Origin of the sequence: Candidatus Hakubella thermalkaliphila (assembly GCF_013281975.1) — a bacterium.
Classification (GTDB): domain Bacteria; phylum Actinomycetota; class Humimicrobiia; order Hakubellales; family Hakubellaceae; genus Hakubella; species Hakubella thermalkaliphila.
In genome coordinates, this window is record NZ_BLRZ01000018.1 from 1 (window position 1) to 23,507 (window position 23,507).

The window sequence follows — 23,507 nt, forward strand, 5'->3', positions numbered from 1 at the left end:
TGTTAAAAGTCAACATTTTTTGTTAAACTAGGACGGGAAATCAGAAGGACAATTAGTGATTTTTGTGTTGTTATACATCATTACTATGTGAGTGCTGGAAACAAGGATTGTCTTTGTGCCGAGGATGGAGCTAGCGCGGCCTGCCTGGGGCTGCTATTCCTATCAACCAGGATAATGGCTACTTCCTTACCTTCTTGCTGGCATCTCCATGTGCTCTACGGTGAGTTCCTCTATCTTTCCGTAATCTCTTAAATCAAAGGTGGCCACTGAAAAACCGAGAGCAATAGCCGTGGAGGCGATGATGAGGTCGTGGGCACCTACCTGAATACCTTTCCTTACCAGATTTGCCCAAATCCTGGCATAAATTCGAGCAGTAGCCGTATCAAAAAGATAGATAGGAAAGGTTTCGATGACTTTTTCCACATAGGCTTCTCTCTTGAGACGTCTCTTCTCCGTGTCTGCCCGGTGCACACCATGAAGTAGTTCAGATACAGTGATGACGCTGATTCCAAAAGGCTCTTCCTCTCTACCTCTGACGAAATCGTCGACGTCCAAAAGGCCTCGCTCTGCGGCAATCAGTAGGCTGGTGTCACAGATTACTCCCATTCCGTCTCCCGGGGTAGGGCGGGTCGATGTTTTATAACCTCTCGCATATCTGCCTCAAAGACAGCAGCCTCATCTCCCAGTCTGGGAATCCCTTCAAGTAGCCCCTTGAGTTCTCCCAGGGTGTGCTGCCTTGAAAGCCTCTCCGCAGGCCCTATCGAGGCTACCGCTTTCCCGCCCCTCAAAATGATATAGTGGTTTCCCTGAAACCTCACCCTATTTAGGAGCTCGGAAAATCTTCGCACTGCCTCCGTTGCTCTAATGGTCTTTTCCATGCAAACCTCCCATGTAGAATATGATAATCATATTATATGTATTTTCCCCTTAATGTCAATAAACCAATTCCTGAAAATAATCCTGAGCTGAGAGAAGCTAACTTGACCCTGGCCAGACAGAGTGAAGCTGAGGGCAAAAGAGTAATCTTTCTCAAAGTCACCCTGGTACCGGAGACAAGAACTGTCTTTGTGCCGAGGATGGAGCTGGCGGAGAGTGCCTGGAGCTGCTTTTGGCATACGGGTCTATTCCCTTAAGCCTCAACTTCCGCAATACTCAAAGCACTCTTTGAGACTATCGTAGATCCTTATTCTTGGAGTACCTCCGAGAGACCGAGAAACAATTGGAACCTTGAGGGGTCTTGATTCGAGGAGTAACACTCCGTGCCTTTCTTGTACACAAGACAGATCCTGCCTGTCCGGCTTACTCAACAGTGCTGGAGACTCGGAGTCTCCCTCTTGGATAGCACAAGGATAAGACCTGGCACATAGTTAGCTTGAATTCTTTGAGGGCCACTATTTAAGATAACACAAAGGAATCGCCCATGCGCCGCGGCGCACCACGTCGCATGAAAATTGTGTTATTTTCAAGGGAGCATTGGTAGGGTTCACTCCCACTCAATAGTGCTGGGGGGCTTGGAACTGATGTCATAGACCACCCGGTTTACTCCTTCAACCTCGTTCATGATCCGGCTGGCCATCTTCTCCAGAACAGGGTAAGGAAGGCGGCTCCAATCAGCAGTCATGGCATCCTCACTTTCCACCACTCTTATGGCGATGGGATAGGCATAAGTTCGCTCATCTCCCATAACTCCCACACTCCTGATACCGGGCAAAACGGCAAAAGCTTGCCACACCTGGGAGTAGAGGCCGGCCGACTTGATCTCCTCTTCCACTATTCGATCTGCCTGCCGTAACAGTTCCAGGCGCTCCGGGGTAACCTCCCCAATAATGCGCACAGCCAGACCGGGGCCCGGGAAAGGATGTCTGCCCACGATCTCCTCAGGCAATCCAAGCTTCTGAGCCACGGCGCGCACTTCATCCTTAAAAAGAAGACGGAGAGGCTCTACCAGCTCCAGATCCATTATTTCGGGAAGACCAGCTACATTATGGTGAGATTTTATCCTGGCCGCATCCCGGGTCCCGCTTTCGATGACATCAGGATACAGGGTTCCCTGCACCAAAAACCTTACATCACGGATATTGCGAGCCTCCTCCTCAAAAATGCGGATGAACTCCTCGCCGATGATTCGCCGCTTTTCCTCCGGGTCGACCACCCCTTGCAACCTGGCCAGGAATCTCCGTCTACCATCTACAAAGATAAGGTTCAGCCGAAGATGCCTCTGAAAGGCATCTACTACCTGTTCAGCCTCCCGGTAGCGCAAAAGACCATGGTCTACAAAGACACAACTGAGTCGATCTCCAATGGCTCGATGAACCAGAAGAGCAGTACAGGCCGAATCCACCCCTCCCGAAAGGGCGCAAATGGCCCGACCTGCGCCCACCTGTCTGCGGATTGCCTCTGTAGTGATCTCTATGATAGAGGCGGGGTCCCAGGAGGAAAGACACTTGCAGATCTCGAACAGAAAGTTTTTAAGAATATCCATTCCCCGGAGAGTATGCCTCACCTCAGGGTGGAACTGGACCCCATATAGTTTCCTCTTCTCATCTTCCATGGCTGCCACTGGGGTGCTCAGGGTACGAGCAGTGATTCGGAATCCGGAAGGGGGGGAGGTCACGGAATCTCGATGGCTCATCCAGCAATCTTCTCGAGCATTCAGGCCCTGGAGAAGAGAGGACTCCCCATCCAGAGACAATTCCGTTTTGCCGTATTCACTGATCCCGCTTGTGGTTACCTTGCCTCCCAGAAGATGGGCCATCAGTTGAAGTCCGTAACAGATTCCCAAAACGGGGATACCCAGGCCAAACAGGTGTGGATCACACTTGGGAGCACCTTCTACCTGAACGCTGGCCGGACCTCCAGAAAGAATTATGCCCTTTGGCCTCAGCTTTACAATCTCCGCCAGGGGAGTATCGTAAGAGAGAAGCAAGGAATAGACCTGGCATTCCCGCACTCGACGGGCAATAAGCTGGCTGTACTGCCCTCCGAAATCCAGGACTACGATGGTATCGGTCTCTCTCTCTATACTGATCTCTTCGTTGATATCTTTCACCTTACTCATACCGGTCACTTTCTTGATTTCTGTATTTTCCGTATCTTTCTTGATCTCGGCCGCTTTGTGAATATCCGTCACTTCGCTAATATGGTTTCCACATCTCTTCTGGGATTATCGATCTTTTTTCATCACTTTAATTGTCTGTTCCTTTTCATCACTTTAGCCTTGGTAAGTCTTTAAGAAACACTCAAAACTTCGATCGTAGGTTCTTTCTATATGAGGTGGAAAGAAACAGGCTGGAAGCTCGTTCATCCGACGATGGTAGTGCAGACACTCACAGCATCTTCCTTTTCGGGAACATCCAGGGTAGCTGCAATTACAGACCTGCAGATTTGATTCAAAATTCTTACAGTCTGTGGGTACTTTTGCTGGCATTTCTCTCCTTTCCGACCTTATTTCTTTCTCCCAACTATCTTTTGCCTCTATAATACATGTTCATCTTTCATGGGGATGCAAGAAAAGCCCGTATCGGACTTTCTCCCAAGCACCATCTCGGGTTATCCCATTCCGACCTGCTGCAGTTGTTGCCACAACTTGCCCTCAGTCTGGAGGGCAGGAGCGACCATAACCTCGGCTTTCTGAAATTCTCTGATATCCTTATACCCACAGGTAGCCATAGAAGTTCTCAGTGCTCCAAAAAGATTGAGAGTCCCATCATTCTCATGAGCCGGCCCCAGCAAAATCTCTTTTAGAGAAGCGACCACTTCTGTTTTGATCCTGGTCCCCCGGGGCAAGGTAGGGTGAAAAGTGGCCATACCCCAGTGGTAACCCCGGCCTGGTGCCTCCGTGGCCCGGGAGAGAGGTGAGCCTATCATCACTGCATCTGCTCCACAGGCGATGGCTTTGGCTACATCGCCTCCGGTACGCATACCCCCATCAGCGATAACCTGGACATATTGCCCACTCTCTTCCAGATGTCTCACTCTGGCTGCCGCAGCATCGGATATGGCTGTGGCCATGGGAACACCCATTCCCAGGACTGCCCTGGTGGTACAGGCAGCCCCGGGCCCGATACCCACCAGAATGCCCACAGCTCCGGTTCTCATAAGATGAAGGGCAGTAGAGTAGGAAGCACAGTTGCCCACAATAACTGGTATGGGACACTGAGGGATGAACCTGGTGAGATCAAGGGGCTCCACCCTGGTGCTAACATGTTCAGCGCTTATCACTGTCCCCTGAATGACCAGGATGTCCAGGCCGGCCTGGATAACCACGGGAGAGAGCTCCTGCACTCTCTGAGGAGTGACAGAAGCAGCAGCCACCACTTCGCCCTCCTTGATCTGTTTAATCCTCTTTTCAATGAGCCAGGGCTTAATAGGCTCCCGGTAAATTTCTTGCATCTTTGCCGTAGCCTCTTTCTGGGAAAAGCTGGCGATGCGCTGTAATATCTCATCTGGCTCCTCGTACCTGGTCTGAATCCCTTCCAGATTAAGGACCGCCAGCCCCCCCAGGCGGCCCAACAAGATGGCGAATTTAGGATCTACTACTGCATCCATGGCTGATGCCAAAAGGGGAAGAGCAAAGCGATATCCCCCTATCTCCCAGGAGATATCAATGTCTTCCATATCCCGAGTTCTCCGGCTGGGAACGATGGCTATGTCATCAAAGCCATAGGCTCTGCGCCCGGTCTTCCCTTTCCCTATTTCGATCTCCATAACTTTCCTCCTGTCCCCTCCTGGTCCTGCTCATCCTTACCTGTCATTATGGGACCATCACCCACGAATGACGAAAATTCTGAGTATTCCCAGGCAAAAAATCTCTAAACCAGCTCTGGCGTCCCTGCAAAAACCAGATTTTGGGTCAATTTACCATCCGATTTAGATTCGCCAGAGAGCCAAATACTCAAATTTTGACCTTTTTGCAGTAACGCCAGCTCTAAAAACACAAGAGCCCAGACCCCCTCTTTATCTCAGAAGGAATCGCCCATGTGCCGCGGCGCACCACGTCGTATGAAAATTGTGTTCTTTTCAAGGGAGATCTGGACTGAAGGAAAAGCTAATTACCTTTTTATTTTTGGCTACGTCTGGCACTAAAATCAGGCCTTTATTTTTATTATATTCCATGCTTCAAGACACCCAGAAAATACTTGATATTTTTATCGTTCGTGGTTGATGCTTGCATCATGGGAAATTAGGTTTAAAAGATACTACCACTGATAAATTGTGGTGTCAAGCGCATTTGGAGCGCAAGATATAGACAAAAAGGAAAAATACTAAAAATGGCAACTATCAAAGAAGGTTAGGATCCAACCCCAGTAGTTGCTTTACCGCCTGGCTAACTGATTCCATGTCCTCTGCTGAGAGAGTCGAGATGTAGCGCTCTGGTCTGAGACGACGGGTTTTATCCACGGTAGTCAGTTGTTCCACTAAAGCATATGTTTTCTCCCCTTTAACCCAGACCGGTACATGAAAATGAACGGGCCTTGCTCCTTGAGGGGTAGGAATGACCAATGTGGTGCTGAGTGCCGAATAGAAATTGCTCTGAATTACGATACCATAACGAAGGCCTTCTTGCTCGTGACCAATGGATGGGTCAAAATTTATTCTATACACATCTCCTCTACGTGGTTCTCTCACTTAATTCTCTACCTGGTAACGGGCAACAATTCAGACTCTTGAATAAATTTTCTTTATCAGGTATTATCAATCAAGAATAACATCTCTGAAAAGGATAGCCTTTTCGTGACATCAAAATAAATATAGCACAGCTGTTTGGTGGGAGAGAGCTGCAGAGGCAGCCGCCGAAGGGGCAAGGCGAAGAAGCCCAAACTCTCAGGCAAAAGGACCATCCAACTGTAATCTTTCTGGAGAGTCAGGTTAGAAGCCAGGAACAGTCGTTAGTGTCAGTTCAGTTGTCAACTGACAGGTCGGGCTAAGAATCTGACACCGAAGGGGTTAAATCTCTCAGGTAAAAGGACAGAAGGAAGCCTAGATGGTTTCCTTGTGTCCTTTTTGTTTTTGCGGGAAAGATGGCTTCAAGCCTTACGGCTGACGATTATAGAAGGTTACAGGAGGTGTTGCACATGAACTATCTCCCCCACACCGATGAAGAAAGAAAGTTCATGATGGATTTTATCGGTATTCAAAGCGAGGAGGAGCTTTTTTCATCTATTCCCGAAAACCTCAAAGACTTCCAAATGGACCTGCCTCGACCTCTCAGTGAGATGGAACTAGTGGCGGAGATGAAAAGGGTTGCCGCCAAAAACAGGACTGTGGATGACAGAGCTTGTTTTCTGGGAGCCGGAGCCTACCGCCACTTTATTCCCAGCGCCCTGGAGGCAATCATCTCCAGAGCAGAATTCTACACCTGCTATACCCCATATCAACCAGAAATAAGCCAGGGCACCCTTCAGTCTATTTTCGAATTCCAGACAGCCATCTGCGAGCTGACGGGTATGGATGTAGCTAATGCCTCTATGTATGATGGTGCCACTGCGGCTGCTGAGGCGGCTCTGATGGCTATGAGAATTACCGGGTGCAGTCGAATCGTGGCCTCAAAAGCCCTTCACCCCGAATATCTCTCTGTGGTAAAGACCTATCTTCGAGGGCCAGAAGTGGAGCTCCGAGAATCTCACCTGGCTGATGGAGCGGAGGATCTGGAAGCCATCGAGGAGCTCATGGATGGTGAAACAGCAGCTTTTGTGGTCCAGATCCCCAACTTTTTCGGGATCGTTGATGATCTGACCGAAATATCGAAAGCAACCAAGGGTCGGGGGGGACTTCTGATAGTCTGTGCAGACCTCATCTCGCTAGCCGTCTTAAAGCCTCCAGTTGAATATGGTGCTGATATTTGTGTTGGAGACGGCCAGCCTGCCGGCAACGCCCTCTCTTTTGGAGGGCCTCATGTCGGCTTTTTGGCAGCGAAAGAGGAATATCTGCGGCAGATGCCGGGGCGGATTGTAGGAGAAACCCTGGATTCAAGAGGCAACAGAGCCTTTGTCCTCACCCTTCAGGCCAGAGAACAGCACATCAGGCGGGAGCGGGCCACCAGCAATATTTGCTCCAATCAGGCCCTCAATGCCCTGGCCGTTACAGTTTACCTATCCCTGCTGGGTCGTAAGGGCCTGAGGACGGTAGCGGAACATTGCCTGCAAAAAGCCCACTTTCTGGCAGAAAAAGTTACAGAGGTGCCGGGATTTAAGCTCACCTTCGAAAAACCCTTCTTTAGAGAGTTCGCCCTAACCTGCCCCATAAAAGGCTCCGAAGTAAACAGGTTGCTTCTTAAGAGGGGGATAGTCGGTGGTTTTGAGCTGGCCAGGTTCTTTCCCGATCTGGACAAAGAGCTTCTTCTCTGCGCCACCGAGCTCACCACCAGAGAAGATATAGAGAAGCTAGCCAGCGCCATTAAGGAGATTAAGGAGGCGGGATTACCATGAAGCAGGAGCTGATAAGTGATGTCGTGGTGAAACGGGACTTGACAAGCGATGTCGCCACGAAGCGCAAGCTAATATTTGAGAAGAGCAAAGATGGTCACCACGGCTACTCCCTGCCCCAACTGGACGTACCGGAAAGGCCCATTGAGGAACTTCTGCCTAAGAACATTCTTCGGGATATAGATCCTCAGCTTCCCGAGGTGGACGAGCTTACGGTTGTCAGACACTATACCAGGCTCTCCCAGATGAATCATAGTGTAGATACCGGGTTTTATCCCCTGGGTTCCTGTACCATGAAATATAATCCCAAGGTAAATGAAAAGGTAGCCAGGTTGGAAGGCTTTGTTCATCTCCATCCCTACCAGCCGGAGGAGGAGGTTCAGGGAGTCCTGGAGGTAATTTATACTCTGGAGAGGCTGCTGGCGGAGATAACCGGGATGTACCGGGGAACCCGCAGCCGGAGCTCACGGCGAGCTTGCCGGAATGCTCATTATAAAAGCCCATCAGATGAAAAAAGGCGAAAAGAGAACCAAGGTCCTGGTGCCGGACTCAGCTCACGGCACGAACCTGGCCACAGCCAAGATGTGTGGATACAGGGTGGTAGAGCTCAAATCTAACCCAAAGGGTCAGGTAGATCTGAAGCTTTTGGAAGAGGCCCTGGATAAGGATGTGGCTGCCTTTATGTTGACTAATCCAAATACTCTGGGTCTTTTCGAGGAAAATGTGGTCAGAATATCCGAAATGGTCCACCGTGTTGGGGGACTCCTCTACCTTGATGGCGCCAACATAAATGCCATCATGGGCTACGCCAGACCTAGAGATATGGGATTTGACGTCGTCCACCTCAACCTTCACAAGACCTTCTCCACACCTCACGGAGGTGGTGGTCCAGGCTCGGGTCCCATTTTGGTAACCGAAGAACTGGAACCTTACCTTCCCGTCCCCGTTGTCGAAAGAAGGGGTGGCCACTATGCCCTTGACTATGACCGCCCCCTGTCTATCGGCAGGGTTAAAGCCTTTTACGGAAACTTCAATGTTTTGGTGAAGGCCCTGGCCTATATCCTTGCCATGGGTGCTGAGGGACTGAAGCAGGCCAGCTTTGACGCTGTTCTCAACGCCAACTACCTGAAAGAAAAACTCAAAAAATCTTATTACCTACCCTATGATTTTCCATGCATGCACGAGTTTGTCCTCTCTGGAGAGTGGCAGGCCAAGAAGGGAGTCAAAACTCTGGATATAGCCAAGAGGCTGATGGACTTTGGCCTCCATCCGCCAACAGTGTACTTCCCTCTCATCGTCAAAGAGGCCTTGATGATCGAGCCCACTGAGACCGAGAGCAAAGATACTCTAGATGCTTTCGCCGAAGCTATGATAAAGATAGCCCAAGAAGCTGATTTAACACCGGAAGTTGTTCAGAGCGCCCCCACGACCACCCCCATAGGGCGGCCTGATGAAGTTAGAGCGGCAAGAAATCCAGTTCTGAGGTGGAAGCCAGAGGAGCGGTGAGGAGATATCCGGAGTATTGGCATAGTTTGTCAGAAAGACGGACCTCTACATCTTCTTGTTGGATAAAAGCTAGTTTCTCCCCAAACTCAGAGTCGAAGATAATCTCCAGAATTTTGTATTGGAGATATTCCAGCAGGAGATTCCGCTTGAACGGTCGCAGGCTTTCCGGATAAAACAATTCGATCTGCTTAAGATCAAGTATTTAAACCTCCCCTTCGCCCGAAAGGAACTTTCAGAAAGCGCGTATTCTCTTGGCGAGTGTCTTTCGCGCGAACAATTTCAAAAACTGGTGGAGTCTTTCCTCGCTTACCTGCTCAAAGAACATATCCCTATCAAAGCGGAGGCTGCCAAAATCGTTCTCGGTATTAATGAGCGGATTGAGATAGAAATAATCAAGAATCGCCTTTTCTACCATCGCCATCTTGAATACTTTATTGTTGTACTTTACCAGCTCGTAGCCGAAAAAAAGCTTTGGCTTGATTGTCCGATAGGAGAATTCAGCGACTGGAGTCTTAAACTGATATGTTCGCCGAGTGGAAATGGAAGTGATGCCGTATACGCTCTCCGGAATCAAATGCTAATAAGAAAGAGCTATTTCCAGAGAAACGTATGATGGCGCATAGATTCGGTTGGCGATCTCAAACAGGACATTCTCGTTGAGCTCCAGATCGGAGAAGATATAGTAGCCCTTGATGAGCTTCTTAATGTATCTCTTTTCCTGCCATTCGTTTAACCTTCGACGATGAAAGGAGCTATCAACCCGCCTGATATCAGCGAGAGAAAAAACGGTGAAATCCTTTAACGATTCTTTCAGTTTAAGGTATTGCATTCTTTTTCTCCAAAGTGCGCTTTTTAGCACTAATACGAAATATAATCTATTTTACTTGGAAAAACAAGTTTCCTGGGCATTAAGTGGCAGAATGTTAAAATAGCATCACCATGTGGTCTTTTGGCAAAAACTCAATTGTTTGAGTAAATTTACTCGATATGCTGAGCAATCAAACAAGCAGAGTTGTTTCGTCAACGTCAAGATATAAAATCGATTACTACAAGCCTTAACTTACCAGGATCGAAAGGTTCGACCATTTCTCTGGATTCAACGACTGAAGGGACAACAAATTCCTCCAATTGTGTCATAAGACGCTTCCAGCTTTTGTGACCCTCTTTATAAGCCCTCCATATCTTGCGCAAATCTCTCAACCTTCGCTTGGTCAGCCTCATTCCAAGAAGGTTCCTCTCAACTTCTTCCCATCTTCTTTCCCATTCCCTATCTTCCGGGAAATCCAAGAGATAGCTATCTAACTGGAGTCCAATTTCCCTGACCATGGTGTTCACGAATTTGGAAGCAACATCAGATGTTACCAAGTCCAACCTGTGAAAGAAGTTATAGACAAAGATTTTTGGGTAAGGGGAGCCAATGCGGTCAATCCTTCCTGAGCGCTGAATCATCCGGGTCGGATTCCAGTGCAGGTCATAGTTGATGACAAATTGGGCAGACTGGAGGTTCATTCCTTCTGACAAGACATCCGTGCTCATAAGAACCTGAACGTCTCCCTCCATGAACTTCTTCACGATCTCCTCCCGTTTTGGCGGTGGCATCCGGCCCGAGATTTTCTCTATCCGCAGTCTCCTAAACTTTTCAGATTCAGCCACTTGCTCAAAGATGTAATCCAGAGTATCGGCATAGTAGGTAAAGACGACAACTTGGCCGTTGGAGACAAGCTCCGAAAGTCTATCCTCAAGTTCCAGCAGTTTGGCGTCCTCCTCCGGCGTTATGCCTGAAATTCTTCCCAAAATCTCATCCAGGAGGGAAATATCGTTGTCGATGTCCTCCAAGAGTTTGTCCGTCTGGTAGTCTTCTTTTCGAAAGTCCTCAAGTTCTTCTTCAAGGTCCTCCGGCAATTCCTCGCCCAAATTGACTACATACTTCCTGAAAGCCTGCTTGGTCAAGAATTTACCCTCAGCGAGATACTCTTTGAGGCGTCTTAAGAACTCCAGATGGTAACGGATGCTTTTCCGGAAAGCGTGGATACTGCTCTCAAGTCTTTTGAGAAGAATGGTTCGGAATATCCCCTCCAAGGCGATCATTCTTCCCAGAGCAAGCTGCTCCTCTGGGCTTAACTTCTCCACCTTCTTGTACTCCAGAATGCGGTAGTAAGCCATTCTCAGTTTATCGGTCAGAATATCCGAAATTAGGCGATACATCCCCCGATAGCTAGCATCTAACTGGTAATTTACGTTTTCCAGCACCCTCTCCGGAAAGACGATCCTTTCCCCCTCAATCTCGGCATCGGGATAGTTTCTCTTGATGTAATCCCTAGTCCTTCTGATGGAAATCTCGTTGAGTAAATCCGCCAAAAGGGTAGAGTCCCCTCTTTTGTCCACTTCCTTAAAGAATCGGAGAAGATCGGAAATTCCGTCTTTGGTAAAGGCTCTTTTGTCCAGAAGAACCAGAAGCATTATTTGCCAGTAGAGATCCCAAAGCGTGTTGTTGATAGGCGTAGCTGTCAGGAACACAATATAAGGTCTTCCCCCATTTCTCTCCTCGATTGCTTCCAAGAGACGGAAGAAGTTCTCCCACCGGTTGGAAAGGGGATTTCGGAAATTGTGACTTTCGTCAACAACCACAAGGGAGACGTCGGCAAGATCTCCGCCAACTGCATTCTTTGCTTTCTCCATAAAGTCAGCCATAGCCAGCTCTTCTTGCGAGAGAAGACTCTCGGCCAGGATAAGGTCTTTGATCTCATCTCTCCACATTCCCCTAAGTTGAGCAGGAATGACAACCAGAAACTTCCTACGGCGGTAAAACCCAAATTCCTCAATGATCCTCTTGGCAATCCAGGTTTTTCCCAGTCCGACGGAATCAGCAACCAGAACCCCTCTGTATTTGCGAAGTCTGGAAAAAGCTCTTTTGACCGCATCCTCCTGAAACTCGGCCAAATTAATTTTCGATTTGGGGAGATCCTCTCGAGCCTTCTCCACGGACAAAATGTCTTCAATGTCCTCTTTCTGAAGCTCATAAAGAGCCTTGATGAATATCTGATAGGGAGTGTATTCCTTGCTGCCAAAACGAGAGGCTTCCAGAAGTTCCAGCAACTCCTCTTTGAAATCTCTCGCCTCCACCCAGAACTTCTCGAACCATTCTTGCCGGGTATAACGAGCTTCAGGCTCCAGGCTTACTGAATTCAGTTCGGTGTTGTGGGTAAGCCCTGAGGGAGTAAAGTTGGAAGAGCCGATAACCACAAGATTATCGAAAATATAGGCTTTTCCATGAAGGAAGGTCTTGTCGTAAAGACGAACCTCCACATTTTCCTGCTGGACAAACTGAATAAAATCTTTGACCAGATTTTCATTTTCCCTGGAGAGATCGTACCCCTCCACCTCCTCCCTAAGCACTCTTAGAAGCTCCTCACCCAGAGTAGCGTCCGTTAGAATTTCAGGTGCTTTGCCCAGAAGCAAACGGAAACGTCTTACCTGGCCCAAATTATCTTTGACCATGGCGTATGCCTTGAGGCTGAAGAAGGCAGTAGTAATGTCCAGACGAGTCCCGGGCTGGACTGCCAGGACCTCATTGAGGAAGTCCTTTAAGGTGGTGTCGCTGTTGTCGATGATCTTTTTCGGGATGAGCATCTATGTCCCTTGCCCAGTGAAGCACTCCTAATTAGGACCCAAGCTTTGGTCACCCCAAAAACCTGCTGTCGCGTGGAATAGAGCTTATAAGTAACCTCTACAGAGATTTGGCGAGAAGACTGGGGTAGACGAGAACGGCAGTAGCACCGCCATTCCTAACTAGCCTTTTTGACAACCTTCACAATTTTGAAGGTTCCTCTTCCGGTTGGAACAAACTCATAGTTAAACTCTCTCAAAAACTCCGCGGCTTCCTGGCGTACTCTTGCAACCAGCTCTTCTTTGGTTAAACTTTTGGTCTCTTCGTAGTGTTTTTCTCTGATCTCATGAAGTTCCTTCATGAAGACGGGTTCTTTGTAACTCATTTCCTACCTCCCTTATAATTCCAGAGGGGCTACTATATCAATGGTTTTATAACCCTGTAGGGCATTTATTAAATTTGCTTGTAACCTTGTCTTTCTCTTCACCAAATGCTCAAAGTTCCAGCTCACAAGGATATCTATTCCATTAACACTGGCTATTGCTAAATGTAGTGCATCATCTCTATATTTCTCCGGAATAGTCAAACTTTTTACGTACTCATCTGCTAATTCCTCTGCCGCAGATGTCAAACCCAGCACTTCAAACCTTTCGATCAGAGCAAGCAAATGTCCTTTTCTTTGTGCATCTTGGGTTTTTCCTAGCTCTCGAACAGTTATCTCCGAAATGAAAACCTGATAATCACCTAGCTTCTTCCAGAAATCCTGCGTTTGAGCCTTTTTCTCAGGTTCTCTTTCATCGTAATAGGCACTAATAACAGATGTATCTAAGTATAATGATGGTCTCATCTCATTCTGAACGAAAATAGAGAAATATACTAGACAGATTGACTATGCAAGTTTTACCTATGGCTGTGCTCTCTATTCCAATCTATCATATGAACTATTTACAGGTCAATGTACTTGTTGAGTACTATGTTAAGCGTGGACATCCTCCAAATTATTGGTGTAGCTTGCCTATTTGTGCTTTGAAAAAGTTAGGCCTTCCATAAGAAGAGTTGTCTCCACCATGTGGAACATAGCGTAATGAGCATACCACACGGGAAGGCCACAGTGTCCATATTTGAAAAATTCGTAGCTTCTTTCCAAACGGCATACACTTCTCTCCTTAGAGATTTGCTCAAAATATAACTACACATGTGGGCATCGCGAGCAACCGGGCTATACCTGGCCAGCCCACACCCACCTACCATGCTCCCTATCATATCGAATTAGCCCAAACCGTGTAGAAATATCTCTGCCGTCTTGGTATGATCGTATTGCCTCATGATACGTTTGTCCAAAAACGTTCAGAAAGGTTCTACGACTATCTAAGACTTGGTCAATCTCATGAGAAGAATAGACAATTTTCGGTTTTGGGGACCAATCAAGCAGACACCTAGTTGAAAACAAATCCGCTTGTTCTCCTATAAAGTATTGCCCATGAGAAAATATGTTTCTTAGTGTTTTTGAATCATCGTTGCACAACTCGTTGTAGATAGCATCCAACCCAATCCTTGGTCCCGAAACTCTACACTTATTAAAGAGCTTACGCATCCCATCTATTTTTACACCCAGCACTTTGCCTTCGAATAATTTCCCATCATATCTTTCGCTCAATAATGTACGCAAGAGATTTCCAATAATCCCCCAGTAGAAATCTACTTCAAGCAGATGGCAATACATCAAAAGCTTGAGCTTCAGCCGTGTCTTGCTATCCAAGCCATGGAGGCTATATAGTCTCTCGCAGCCTCCACTGTCAGATATACTTCTTGAAACTCCCAATCAGGTATATAAGGTATGATGGAGGTAGGTCTATTGCCACGTCGTGCTTCTTCCCTGACCAATAATAGACTTAGAGGAAATTGCTCCTCCCACTGCTCTCTGGCAAGTCCGAATAGTTGACCAAACTCATCTTCACATCGTGTTTTGAAACCGCACATCCTTCATCTCTTACTCGGCAAACTCACCTTTTACTAATTCCAATTGAGCAATTATTTCACTGACTTCGGAAAGGTTTTGATGGGCCTTCTAGACATCTATGACATCCCAAAAAGTTAAAGCCTTTCGTGCTTTGTCATTCCAGATACCACCCTCCGTAGGGTGAACATGGGAGAGAAGTTCCGTAATCGAAGCAGGGCCAAGGCCCTTTACCCTTCGTAGAAAACCCTCATAACGTCTTTCAATCGGATCTTCACCCCAAAGAAGATCCGACAGTTTCTCTTTGATGGTGTCAAGGGTATTGTCCGCTAGAAGTTTTTGAACTAGATATTCCTTGTTTCCCCATAGCTGGCTCGCCCACAGACGTAAAATAATCTCACCCAGCTCAAACTCGGTTATGGATTGGAGGCGCTCTTTAGAAAGCGATTGATAAAATTTCGATCGTTCTTCCCGGTCTTTCATGTCTCTTTTGAAGTCTTCCGTCTTGGCATACTTATTAAACATCCGGATGTGCTCTCCATATTCAGTGCTCCTGCCCGACAAATAAGCCAGCACGCTTCCTCGCCACGACCTGGCCACTCTTTGACAACTCAAGCATCTTCTTGAAACTGGGGATGTCTTTTGGTTCCCGTACTCTTCCATTGAACTATATCACAAAATCGTAAATGCTTTCTGAGTTGAGTTTTTATCATTCCTATTTCTTAGAAACGGAAATTTCGACTCGCTTACTTATAATATGCCGCCAAATGGCAGCCTGACCTAAATAATTTCTAGGCTATAATTACGTTAAAGAGTGATATATCCCGTAAAGAGGTATAAACAATACCAACTGCGACGATGGACTATCCAAAAGTATATACGGTGAAGGAATTTGCCCAAATTTTTAATTTAGCGGGAACTCCCCGTCTGTAAGGGCGGGGATGAGAGCAATTTCCTGTGTCTTCCTTCTGAAAGTATGTCGAGATGCAAGGTAAGGAAGACACAGGACAAGCGGAGCTTGAAATTTAGTTAAGTACCACGCCTGTAAGGGCGTGGGCATCTACGGTGTCTCCGGAAGCAGTCAGAAACCTGATCCGCAAGGGGGAGCTTCCTGCTATTCGCGTTGGTAAACAGTACCGCATTCCTCAAAAGGTGTTGGACTGGTACCTGGCTCAGGCTGAACTTCCTGAGGCCATGGGTTTTGGCATGTGGAGTAAAGGTCCGGTGGATAGCCTTTCCTACATCAACTCTGTTAGGGAGGAGGACCAACAGAGCCCTCAGGAGTTCTTGGATGAGCTGTCAAGAGAGGAAGAGGAGTGATCTCCCCTCCCCGCCCCATTATCATTGACAGCGATATCCTCATCGACATTTCATCAGGGAGATCACTCTCATATCCCCTCTTGAACTTAAATCATACTAACATTTCTCCTGGCTGACTATCTCACTGAGCCGGTCCAGCTCGCAAAGGTTGAAACTTTGATAGTTGGCAAAAATGGCGTTCCCGCTAAAAGGGACGGAATTCAACATTTGGCCCTATCCGGCCAATCTAAATCGTATGACACAAGCTAAAGCCCCCGGTCGGTGGGACCGGGGGCTTTCCTGAGTCTTTTCCCAATGGCTTCTTAGTCCACGACAACCTTCTAGTACATGGGTGGTCCTCCGCCACCGGGCATCGGATGCTCAGGCTTCTCCGGTTTCTCGGCTACCAGCACCTCGGTGGTAAGGAGGAGGGAGGCAATACTGGCCGCGTTCTGAAGACCAGATCTGGTCACTTTGGCCGGATCTATAATTCCTGCCTCGACCATGTTGGTATATTTTCCAGTCATGGCATCGAGACCTTCGCCGTTGGGCATAGCTTTGACCTTTTCCACTACTACAGAACCCTCAAAACCAGCATTGTTAGCTATCCACTTCAAGGGCTCCTCCAGAGCCTTCTTGACGATCTCCACACCTGTCCTGACATCTCCCTGGTACCTGGTCTCGTCGACCATGGGGATGGCATTCACCAAAACAACGCCGCCGCCAGGCACTATGCCTTCCTCCACAGCAGCTTTGGTAGCGGACAGGGCATCCTCAATGCGGTGCTTTTTCTCTTTTAGCTCCGTCTCAGTGGCAGCTCCAACCTTTATCACTGCTACCCCGCCGGCCAGCTTGGCCAGACGCTCCTGCAGCTTCTCCCGGTCGAAGTCGGAGTCCGATTGCTCGATCTCGGTCTTGATTTGCTTAATCCTTCCCTTGATCTTCTCGGACTCACCTCGACCTTCGACTATGGTGGTATTCTCCTTAGTCACCTTGACCTGACGGGCTGAGCCCAGCATGTCCAGGGTAACATTATTCAGCTTGATACCCAACTCCTCGCTGATGACGGTACCACCCGTGACAATGGCAATATCCTCCAGCATGGCTTTTCTTCTATCACCGAAGCCAGGGGCTTTAACAGCTACGCTGACAAAGGTACCCCTCAGCTTGTTAACCACCAGGGTGGCCAGAGCTTCTCCTTCTACATCTTCGGCGATGATCAGCAGAGGTTTGCCAGCCTGAATCACTTTTTCCAGGACCGGAAGCAGATCTGCTACCGCGGCTATCTTCTGGTTGGCGATGAGGATGTAGGGCCCTTCCAGGATAGCTTCCATTCTTTCAGGATCAGTGACCATGTAGGGAGAGAGGTATCCTTTGTCAAACTGGAGACCTTCTACCATTTCGATCTGCATGCCGAAGGTCTGAGATTCCTCCACGGTGATTACGCCATCCTTGCCCACCTTTTCCATGGCCTCGGCGATCTTGTCCCCGATTTCGCTGTCATTGGCAGAAATGGCCGCCACCTCTGCGATCTTTTTCTTGTCGGTGGCAATCGGCGAACTCATTTTGCCGATCTGCTCCACCACCATATTGACACCCTCTTCGATTCCCTTTTTCAGGAGCATGGGATTGGCACCAGCAGCTACGTTTTTAAGGCCTTCTCTGACGATAGCCTGAGCTAGCAGAGTAGCTGTGGTGGTACCATCTCCTGCTATGTCGTTGGTCTTGGTAGCCACTTCCTTCACCAGTTGGGCACCCATGTTCTCCCAAATGTCCTCTACCTCGATGTCTCTGGCAATCGTGACGCCATCGTTGGTGATGGTAGGGGAGCCGAACTTTTTGTCCAGAACTACATTTCTACCCTTTGGACCAAGGGTTATCTTCACCGCGTCAGCTAGCTTGTTGACTCCCTTTTCCAGGGATCTTCGAGCCTCCTCGCTAAACTTAAGTTCTTTTGCCATAAATTTCCCTCCTTTTCAATAATTTATCTGCTGACAATAGCCAGTATGTCGCTCTCTCTGAGGATCAAATGCTCGACTCCTTCAACCTTAACCTCAGTGCCGCCATATTTGGAGTAGATGACCTTGTCCCCGACTTTGACTTCCAGAGGAATCCTTTTACCCTCTTCGTACTTGCCGGGTCCCACGGCGATTACTTCCCCTTCCTGAGGTTTTTCCTTGGCAGTGTCCGGGAGAACTATCCCGCTTTTGGTTACCTCCTCGCTCTCGCTTGGCTTGACTACCACCCTATCTGCCAAAGGCTGTAACTTCATTCCACATCCCTCCTGTTCTAAGATTGTTCCACTTAGCACTCTCACCATGAGAGTGCTAGAAAGATATTAGAATATTTAAACCTTATCGTCAAGAGGGGCTGGAAGATTTTTTGGTAGAAAGTGGCCCATCATGGTAAATTAGATTTTCCTGCCCTCTATGGGATGACCGTAACTCCCAATAGAAAGTGCTCTAGCCCGGCCGGAGGCCTGGTTACAGACCTGTTTTGCCTGAAAGAAGTTTCTCGACTCTTCCAAGTCATAAAGCGCTCTATATTGGCATATCTGCGCTTTTGTTAAAATATCAAAAGTTAAACTTGGAACGTAGAGAAACGGTTTTCCACAGCATTTTCCCCAGAAGCCAGGCGATCTGACCAGATTCTTCACAGCTTTATCCACATTATCCACAGAAACAACGTCATCTCCGGCCAATATTGGTTTACATAATGTTCTTATCTCGAGCGCTTCTGAGGAATTCGGAGAGTAGAAAAGACATCGAGACTCATATCTCTCTGCCGTTGCCCCTGCTCTTGGGTCTCCTCAGCCAGGTCGAAAGCCCGACAAGCTATCATGGCGGCATTATCAGTACAGTAGGGTAACCCGGGGCAGAAGAAGGTCATACTCTGGGCTTCGGTAGCTCTTTTCATCTCCGACCTGAGAAGAGAATTAGCGGCCACGCCTCCGGCCAGAGCAATCCGGCTAAGGCCATACTCCTGGGCTGCAGCCATACTTTTAGCTACCAGGACATCCACCATAGCCTTTAAAAAGCTGGCTATCAGATCCCTGACCTTATCTTCTTTCCTTAGATTGGGATCATCCCTTACTTTGTAGATCAGAGCTGTCTTCAGACCGCTGAAGCTGAAATTGAAGTCACCGCTGTCCATCATGGGGCGAGGAAAGGCGAAAGTTTGGGGATCCCCCTCCTGAGAGAGACGATCTATGATAGGGCCGCCGGGATACCCCAGGCCGAGATATCGAGCTACCTTATCCAGGACTTCCCCAGCAGCATCGTCCAGGGTCCAGCCCACATATTCTACCTTCTTATCGTCTTCCACGATCATCAGGCTGGTGTGACCGCCGGATACAACCAAACCAAGCAGGGGAAATTTCAGAGTGGGATTTTCCAGAAAATTGGCATAGAGATGTCCCTCAATGTGATTGACCCCCATCAAAGGAAGATCCAGAGAAAGAGCTATGGCCCTGGCAGCAGAGAGGCCCACCAGAAGCGCGCCTACCAGACCAGGGCCTATGGTAACAGCTACGGTATCTATATCCTCGTAGGCACACCCAGCTTGCTCCAAAGCCTCTTTTATGACCGGGTTTATGGCCTCTACGTGTCGACGGGAGGCAATTTCCGGAACAACTCCGCCATATTTGGCATGCAGCTTAACCTGAGAGGCTACAATGTTGGAAAGAACCTCCGTTTTATCCCTGACCACAGCCGCGGCTGTCTCATCGCAGGATGTTTCTATGCCCAGAATGATCTTAACTTTGCCTCTCAAGATTTCTCTCCATCAAATATTTCTCATTTTTCTCAATTATCTCCCTTAACTTTCCAGCAGTGATATATCCGGTGGACATAACCAGAGCATCCTCCCGGTTGTCCACATAATAGCGGCGTCTGACTCCCCCCGGGTGAAATTCGAACTGCCGGTAAAGTTCCTGAGCGATGAGGTTGGACTTCCGCACTTCCAGCGAGATGATATCAACTCCCGCTTCTAGAGCCTTTCTGAAAATTGTGAGTATCATTCTTGTGCCCAAACCCTTCCTCCGATGTTCTGCTTTCACCGCTAGATTAGTAATGTATCCTTCCGAGCCCACTACAACCAAACCGGTGTAGCCAATGACCACATCACCGATCTTGGCCACAAAATAGTGGCAGTAATGGTTCCGAATCTCGAACTGGAACTGCCGCCTGGTCCAGGGCGTAGGGAAAATCTCTTTCTCGATCTGGGTTACTTGATCCAGATCTCCATCCTGCATGGGCAGTATGGTTACTTCATCCATATCTCTCACCAGCTTACCGGTTGACGCACATAAAGAGGAAGAAGTCCCAGGGGATCATCCAGTTGTTTCTGGAGATAACGTCGATAGCCCTTCTGGTTGGCTATCCTGGCAGAGGGGAAGATAGCTCCATCCTCTATGGTTATCCTGTCTGAGATATCCGATAGGCCAGCCTGCATAAATTCCCGGTACCTTACGGCTCCGCTTCCACAGAGAATTATCTTACCCTTCAGAGAAGAAAGAAAGTCCACCAGTCCCTGAGGAGGAAGAGCCATATTCTGGGTCACAGGAATCAACTCTCCATCCCTCTCCTCAAAAACGGAGAAGTAGACCTCTCCTCTTCGGGCATCGATCACCGGGCAGATCAAGCGATCCTTATCTTCTACCTGAGAAGCTAAGATCTCTAGTGAAGTCAGGCCCACAAGAGGTATACCTAAGACAATAGCCATGGTCTTCTGGGCTACCACTCCTACTCTGGTCCCGGTGAACATACCTGGGCCAATGTCTACCACTAAAAGCCCTATGTCTCCCATCTCCAGATGCCACTTCTTGAGAAGATGGTCCAGTTGAGGAAAGAGAAGCTCGGCATGAGATTGGGAACAGTCCAGCTCCACTGCATCGATGAGTTGTAAATCCTCAGAGAGAGCTATAGAGAGCAGTTCGGTGGTGGTGTCCACGCCTAAAATGTACAATTTGTCGCCCACTCCTTTAGTCTTTTTTGCCACCCCTGGCCGAAAGGGCGGAATAAAATCTCCCTCCCCCCTCCGTCTCCGAAGGTAATTTCTACTTGAATGTATTCCGGGGGAAGATAGCCAAAAACCTTCTCCCCCCACTCAATAGCAGTCACCCCATCCCCAAAAAAGTACTCCTCCAGTCCCAGATCCTCCATGCTGGTCCAAGGGTCGTCCAGCCGGTAGAGATCGATATGGTAGAGAGGCACAGTTCCCCGGTACTCGTGTACCAAAGTAAAGCTGGGACTGGTAACCAGTTCTTCCACGCCCATGCCCTCTGCCAGACCCTTGACAAAACAGGTCTTGCCCACGCCCAGCTCACCTTTGAGACTCACCACATCGCCCGGCCGCAAGGTGGAGGCGAACTTACAGGCTATCTCTGTGGTCCTTTCTTCGGAGTTAGATTTTAGATGCAGATAAGTGTAAGGTCTCAAGTCAGGAAGCTATTAGGAAAACGATATTAAGCGATCCAGGGGCGTACCAAGAGAACCCGGTTTCTCTATCCTGGTACATTTTACTTTACAAAACCGGGCTCCTGTCCCGACTTCACCTTGACCTATTGGCCAACGCTGAAAAGTCCTACCCTTACCAAAACCCAAGTTGCTCGGCGACTTCATCTCCTCCTTCAGGTAACTCCTCGACTGCTTCCTCCTGAGTATGTTCCAGGACCTGCTTGATGGCCTGGAAGTCAGCCTCCAAGAGAGGAAGGTTAGCTCGGGTGTAAAGAGCTGCCGCGGGATGAAATATGGGGATGAGAGTCCGACCGTTGAGTTTGAAGATCTTACCCCGGACTTTGGATATAGATACCTCCCGACCCAAGATAAGGTTGGTGGAGAAGCGGCCCAGGGTACAAATTACCGGGGGATTGATAATTTCAATCTGTCGATAGAGATAACCCTTACAGGTTTCTATCTCCTGGGACAGGGGATCGCGGTTCTCGGGAGGCCTGCATTTTAGCACGTTGCCTATGAATACCCCTTCTCTCTTTAACCCTATAGAGGAAAGAAGGCTGTCCAAAAGCTGCCCCGCGGCTCCCACAAAAGGCTTGCCCTGCTTATCTTCATGATAGCCGGGAGCCTCACCGATGAACATAACTCTGGCCCTCTGGCTTCCTGACCCAAAGACCAGATTGGTCCTGGTTTTCCAGAGAGGGCACTTTCGACAGTCTTTGATCTCCTGGTAGAATTCCCCTAGCTCAGCCCAGTCCTCCAAGAATTCCTACCTCACACAGGTGGCACAACTGGTAGCGGCACAGCCAGAGCAGGCTGAAGCACCGCTGTAGGCTCCGGACTCCCCAACTTCAGTCTCTCTACTGCCCAAGACCCCAAAGACGGAGAAAGCTCTTTCCACCGAGCTAGAGCCACATCCAGGACATACCATATCCTCAACCCTGGTACCAAGTCCCACTAGTTCCTCGAACTTATTCTGACACTTCTTACATCTATATTCGTAAATTGGCATTCCCCAATTCCTCTCTTATGTTTTCTCTATTTTACGGGGAGCCCTGGATTTATTCAAGGTGGCTTCAACGGACGTCTAAATGCCAATCCTACGTCAGTTGGCTCTTCTCTGGATATTAAGATCAGATACCACTGACCAGCGCATTTCCTATGTCTTGCACGAGGGTAGGAGATAAATGGTCCGCTTCCTAATACACTTTACCACATGTATTATATTAAGAGTGAGATCATTAACGAAGCCAAAGATGACTTAAGAAAAATGGAGGGAAGGGAAAAATGATCACCAAAGCGGTACGCGTTCCGTAAGAGGAAGATAACGTTCTCAAAAAGATCAGCAAAGAGGAGCATATCTCAAAATCCTCCCTCATGAAAAAGATGTACGCCGAATCTTTGAAAAACCGGAGTGAGATATTTGGCGATAGCTCCCTGATGGAGGAGATGAGGAGGAACAGACGTGATTAAGGGTTTTAAGATCGGCCATTATACCGACCAGAAAGCACTCACCGGATGTACCGTGATCCTGTGTCCGGAGGGCGCAGTATGTGGGGTCGATGTCAGAGGCGGGGCTCCGGGCACCCGAGAAACAGATCTTCTCTCCCCCACCTGCATGGTGGAAAAAGTCCATGCCCTGGTTCTCTCCGGAGGCAGTGCCTTTGGCCTGGCTGCTGCCGATGGGGTAATGAGATACCTGGAGGAGAAGGGAATCGGCTTCGACACCAGGTATGCCCGAGTACCTATCGTACCGGCAGCCATCCTCTTTGACCTTAATGTAGGAGACCCCAAAGTAAGACCGGGACCTCAGGAGGGCTATGAGGCCTGCCGCAATGCCAGCTCGGATGAAAAGACTGGCAGTGTGGGGGCCGGGACTGGAGCTACCGTGGGAAAGATCCTGGGCCCTGCATCCATGATGAAAGCAGGGTTGGGTGCCCACAAGATGGTCCTGGCTGGACAAGTAGAGGTAGAGGCCCTGGTGGCCGTAAATGCTTTTGGCGATGTCATCGATAGAGATGGAAGTATTCTGGCCGGCGCCTATGATGCGAAAACTGGCTTCCTGAATACTACCTCTTTCATCATGGGCCACCCTGTACCTCCTGCCTCTCAGATGGAGAACACCACCCTGGGTGTGGTTATGACCAATGTGAAGCTCAACAAAAGCCAGGCTACCAAAGTGGCCCAGATGGCTCAGGAAGGACTGGCCACAGCTATCCCGCCGGTTCATCATCAGTACGGTGGGGACCACATCTTTGTCT

General features: G+C 48.6%; 25 protein-coding genes, 1 pseudogene and 1 riboswitch. Of the genes and pseudogenes, 5 read left to right on the plus strand and 21 right to left on the minus strand.

Annotated elements, in window-relative coordinates:
• Positions 1–186: 186 nt before the first annotated feature.
• The 6 genes from HW443_RS03015 to HW443_RS03035 all read right to left on the minus strand — a co-directional run bounded on the left by HW443_RS03015 (position 187) and on the right by HW443_RS03035 (position 5,604).
• Positions 187–606 (minus strand): type II toxin-antitoxin system VapC family toxin, encoded by a 420-nt coding sequence (locus HW443_RS03015; protein ID WP_176235668.1) that lies wholly within the window; start codon positions 604–606, stop codon positions 187–189.
• On the minus strand, positions 597–878 hold the full coding sequence (locus HW443_RS03020) for a type II toxin-antitoxin system Phd/YefM family antitoxin (RefSeq protein WP_176235669.1): 282 nt from the start codon (positions 876–878) through the stop codon (positions 597–599). The genes HW443_RS03015 and HW443_RS03020 overlap by 10 nt, the downstream gene beginning before the upstream one ends.
• Before the next feature lie 605 nt (positions 879–1,483).
• Positions 1,484–3,058 (minus strand): glutamine-hydrolyzing GMP synthase, encoded by a 1,575-nt coding sequence (gene guaA, locus HW443_RS03025; RefSeq protein ID WP_275942698.1) that lies wholly within the window; start codon positions 3,056–3,058, stop codon positions 1,484–1,486.
• 153 nt (positions 3,059–3,211) lie between these two features.
• Positions 3,212–3,427, minus strand: a complete 216-nt coding sequence (locus HW443_RS13840; protein WP_219852463.1) for a DUF6485 family protein — start codon at positions 3,425–3,427, stop codon at positions 3,212–3,214.
• A 122-nt stretch (positions 3,428–3,549) separates the two neighbouring features.
• A complete protein-coding gene (locus tag HW443_RS03030; RefSeq protein WP_176235671.1) occupies positions 3,550–4,707 on the minus strand; it encodes a GuaB3 family IMP dehydrogenase-related protein in 1,158 nt (385 codons plus the stop codon).
• A gap of 573 nt (positions 4,708–5,280) precedes the next feature.
• On the minus strand, positions 5,281–5,604 hold the full coding sequence (locus tag HW443_RS03035) for a type II toxin-antitoxin system PemK/MazF family toxin (RefSeq protein ID WP_176235672.1): 324 nt from the start codon (positions 5,602–5,604) through the stop codon (positions 5,281–5,283).
• A 153-nt stretch (positions 5,605–5,757) separates the two neighbouring features.
• Positions 5,758–5,849: riboswitch (glycine riboswitch) on the plus strand.
• 225 nt (positions 5,850–6,074) lie between these two features.
• Here HW443_RS03035 and gcvPA point away from each other — a divergent pair.
• The 3 genes and pseudogenes from gcvPA to HW443_RS03050 all read left to right on the plus strand — a co-directional run bounded on the left by gcvPA (position 6,075) and on the right by HW443_RS03050 (position 9,543).
• Complete coding sequence (gene gcvPA, locus HW443_RS03040) at positions 6,075–7,427, plus strand: aminomethyl-transferring glycine dehydrogenase subunit GcvPA (protein ID WP_176237893.1); 1,353 nt, start codon at positions 6,075–6,077, stop codon at positions 7,425–7,427.
• Positions 7,424–8,930, plus strand: a pseudogene (gcvPB, locus tag HW443_RS03045) (aminomethyl-transferring glycine dehydrogenase subunit GcvPB). Before gcvPA ends, gcvPB begins: the two are co-directional and overlap by 4 nt.
• 118 nt (positions 8,931–9,048) lie before the next feature.
• Entirely contained in the window at positions 9,049–9,543 is a 495-nt protein-coding gene (locus HW443_RS03050; protein ID WP_176236816.1) for a hypothetical protein, read from the plus strand.
• Here the strand turns inward: HW443_RS03050 and HW443_RS03055 are convergent.
• From HW443_RS03055 to HW443_RS03080, 6 genes are all read right to left on the minus strand, one after another.
• A complete protein-coding gene (locus tag HW443_RS03055; RefSeq protein ID WP_176236279.1) occupies positions 9,508–9,759 on the minus strand; it encodes a hypothetical protein in 252 nt (83 codons plus the stop codon). The two genes, HW443_RS03050 and HW443_RS03055, sit on opposite strands and share 36 nt — an antisense overlap.
• Positions 9,760–9,956: 197 nt before the next feature.
• Positions 9,957–12,560, minus strand: coding sequence for a helicase-related protein (locus HW443_RS03060; protein ID WP_176236815.1), 2,604 nt, complete (start codon positions 12,558–12,560; stop codon positions 9,957–9,959).
• A gap of 155 nt (positions 12,561–12,715) precedes the next feature.
• Positions 12,716–12,922 (minus strand): hypothetical protein, encoded by a 207-nt coding sequence (locus HW443_RS03065; RefSeq protein WP_176229807.1) that lies wholly within the window; start codon positions 12,920–12,922, stop codon positions 12,716–12,718.
• A 12-nt stretch (positions 12,923–12,934) separates the two neighbouring features.
• Positions 12,935–13,384 carry a type II toxin-antitoxin system VapC family toxin gene (locus tag HW443_RS03070; RefSeq protein WP_176229806.1) on the minus strand — a complete coding sequence of 150 codons (450 nt, stop codon included), beginning with the start codon at positions 13,382–13,384 and terminating at the stop codon, positions 12,935–12,937.
• An 890-nt stretch (positions 13,385–14,274) separates the two neighbouring features.
• The gene (locus HW443_RS03075; protein WP_176226883.1) at positions 14,275–14,517 is read right to left on the minus strand and encodes a hypothetical protein; all 243 of its coding nucleotides are present in this window, start codon (positions 14,515–14,517) and stop codon (positions 14,275–14,277) included.
• Between the two features lie 88 nt (positions 14,518–14,605).
• Positions 14,606–15,109 (minus strand): hypothetical protein, encoded by a 504-nt coding sequence (locus HW443_RS03080; protein WP_176231715.1) that lies wholly within the window; start codon positions 15,107–15,109, stop codon positions 14,606–14,608.
• A gap of 450 nt (positions 15,110–15,559) precedes the next feature.
• On the opposite strand from HW443_RS03080, the gene HW443_RS03085 reads away from it, so the two are divergent.
• Entirely contained in the window at positions 15,560–15,814 is a 255-nt protein-coding gene (locus tag HW443_RS03085) for a helix-turn-helix domain-containing protein (RefSeq protein ID WP_176231714.1), read from the plus strand.
• Positions 15,815–16,134: 320 nt separating this feature from the next.
• Here the strand turns inward: HW443_RS03085 and groL are convergent, their stop codons facing one another.
• From groL to HW443_RS03130, 9 genes are all read right to left on the minus strand, one after another.
• Positions 16,135–17,754: a chaperonin GroEL gene (gene groL / locus HW443_RS03090; RefSeq protein WP_176235770.1), complete on the minus strand. Its 1,620-nt coding sequence runs from the start codon at positions 17,752–17,754 to the stop codon at positions 16,135–16,137.
• Between the two features lie 23 nt (positions 17,755–17,777).
• Positions 17,778–18,065: a co-chaperone GroES gene (gene groES, locus HW443_RS03095; RefSeq protein ID WP_176235771.1), complete on the minus strand. Its 288-nt coding sequence runs from the start codon at positions 18,063–18,065 to the stop codon at positions 17,778–17,780.
• A gap of 138 nt (positions 18,066–18,203) precedes the next feature.
• Positions 18,204–18,494: a hypothetical protein gene (locus HW443_RS03100; protein ID WP_176235772.1), complete on the minus strand. Its 291-nt coding sequence runs from the start codon at positions 18,492–18,494 to the stop codon at positions 18,204–18,206.
• 20 nt (positions 18,495–18,514) lie between these two features.
• Positions 18,515–19,564 (minus strand): tRNA (adenosine(37)-N6)-threonylcarbamoyltransferase complex transferase subunit TsaD, encoded by a 1,050-nt coding sequence (tsaD, locus tag HW443_RS03105; RefSeq protein ID WP_258189860.1) that lies wholly within the window; start codon positions 19,562–19,564, stop codon positions 18,515–18,517.
• Positions 19,548–20,069, minus strand: coding sequence for a ribosomal protein S18-alanine N-acetyltransferase (gene rimI / locus HW443_RS03110; protein WP_176235773.1), 522 nt, complete (start codon positions 20,067–20,069; stop codon positions 19,548–19,550). The genes tsaD and rimI overlap by 17 nt, the downstream gene beginning before the upstream one ends.
• A gap of 5 nt (positions 20,070–20,074) precedes the next feature.
• On the minus strand, positions 20,075–20,758 hold the full coding sequence (tsaB, locus tag HW443_RS03115) for a tRNA (adenosine(37)-N6)-threonylcarbamoyltransferase complex dimerization subunit type 1 TsaB (protein ID WP_176237894.1): 684 nt from the start codon (positions 20,756–20,758) through the stop codon (positions 20,075–20,077).
• Positions 20,746–21,231, minus strand: a complete 486-nt coding sequence (gene tsaE / locus HW443_RS03120) for a tRNA (adenosine(37)-N6)-threonylcarbamoyltransferase complex ATPase subunit type 1 TsaE (protein ID WP_258190446.1) — start codon at positions 21,229–21,231, stop codon at positions 20,746–20,748. The genes tsaB and tsaE overlap by 13 nt, the downstream gene beginning before the upstream one ends.
• A 151-nt stretch (positions 21,232–21,382) precedes the next feature.
• Positions 21,383–22,009, minus strand: coding sequence for a uracil-DNA glycosylase (locus tag HW443_RS03125; RefSeq protein WP_176235775.1), 627 nt, complete (start codon positions 22,007–22,009; stop codon positions 21,383–21,385).
• Between the two features lie 6 nt (positions 22,010–22,015).
• The gene (locus tag HW443_RS03130) at positions 22,016–22,258 is read right to left on the minus strand and encodes an FmdB family zinc ribbon protein (RefSeq protein WP_176226062.1); all 243 of its coding nucleotides are present in this window, start codon (positions 22,256–22,258) and stop codon (positions 22,016–22,018) included.
• Positions 22,259–22,711: 453 nt separating this feature from the next.
• On the opposite strand from HW443_RS03130, the gene HW443_RS03135 reads away from it, so the two are divergent.
• On the plus strand, positions 22,712–23,507 hold a 796-nt coding region (locus HW443_RS03135; RefSeq protein WP_176237895.1), incomplete at its 3' end, for a P1 family peptidase.

Bases quoted from the DNA above. Each gene is read 5' to 3' on its own strand.
- HW443_RS03015 (WP_176235668.1), bottom strand. From the start codon at position 606: ATGGGAGTAATCTGTGACACCAGCCTACTGATTGCCGCAGAGCGAGGC.
- HW443_RS03020 (WP_176235669.1), bottom strand. From the start codon at position 878: ATGGAAAAGACCATTAGAGCAACGGAGGCAGTGCGAAGATTTTCCGAG.
- guaA (WP_275942698.1), bottom strand. From the start codon at position 3,058: ATGAGTAAGGTGAAAGATATCAACGAAGAGATCAGTATAGAGAGAGAG.
- HW443_RS13840 (WP_219852463.1), bottom strand. From the start codon at position 3,427: ATGCCAGCAAAAGTACCCACAGACTGTAAGAATTTTGAATCAAATCTG.
- HW443_RS03030 (WP_176235671.1), bottom strand. From the start codon at position 4,707: ATGGAGATCGAAATAGGGAAAGGGAAGACCGGGCGCAGAGCCTATGGC.
- gcvPA (WP_176237893.1), top strand. From the start codon at position 6,075: ATGAACTATCTCCCCCACACCGATGAAGAAAGAAAGTTCATGATGGAT.
- HW443_RS03055 (WP_176236279.1), bottom strand. From the start codon at position 9,759: ATGCAATACCTTAAACTGAAAGAATCGTTAAAGGATTTCACCGTTTTT.
- HW443_RS03060 (WP_176236815.1), bottom strand. From the start codon at position 12,560: ATGCTCATCCCGAAAAAGATCATCGACAACAGCGACACCACCTTAAAG.
- HW443_RS03065 (WP_176229807.1), bottom strand. From the start codon at position 12,922: ATGAGTTACAAAGAACCCGTCTTCATGAAGGAACTTCATGAGATCAGA.
- HW443_RS03070 (WP_176229806.1), bottom strand. From the start codon at position 13,384: ATGAGACCATCATTATACTTAGATACATCTGTTATTAGTGCCTATTAC.
- HW443_RS03075 (WP_176226883.1), bottom strand. From the start codon at position 14,517: ATGTGCGGTTTCAAAACACGATGTGAAGATGAGTTTGGTCAACTATTC.
- groL (WP_176235770.1), bottom strand. From the start codon at position 17,754: ATGGCAAAAGAACTTAAGTTTAGCGAGGAGGCTCGAAGATCCCTGGAA.
- groES (WP_176235771.1), bottom strand. From the start codon at position 18,065: ATGAAGTTACAGCCTTTGGCAGATAGGGTGGTAGTCAAGCCAAGCGAG.
- rimI (WP_176235773.1), bottom strand. From the start codon at position 20,069: ATGGATGAAGTAACCATACTGCCCATGCAGGATGGAGATCTGGATCAA.
- HW443_RS03130 (WP_176226062.1), bottom strand. From the start codon at position 22,258: ATGCCAATTTACGAATATAGATGTAAGAAGTGTCAGAATAAGTTCGAG.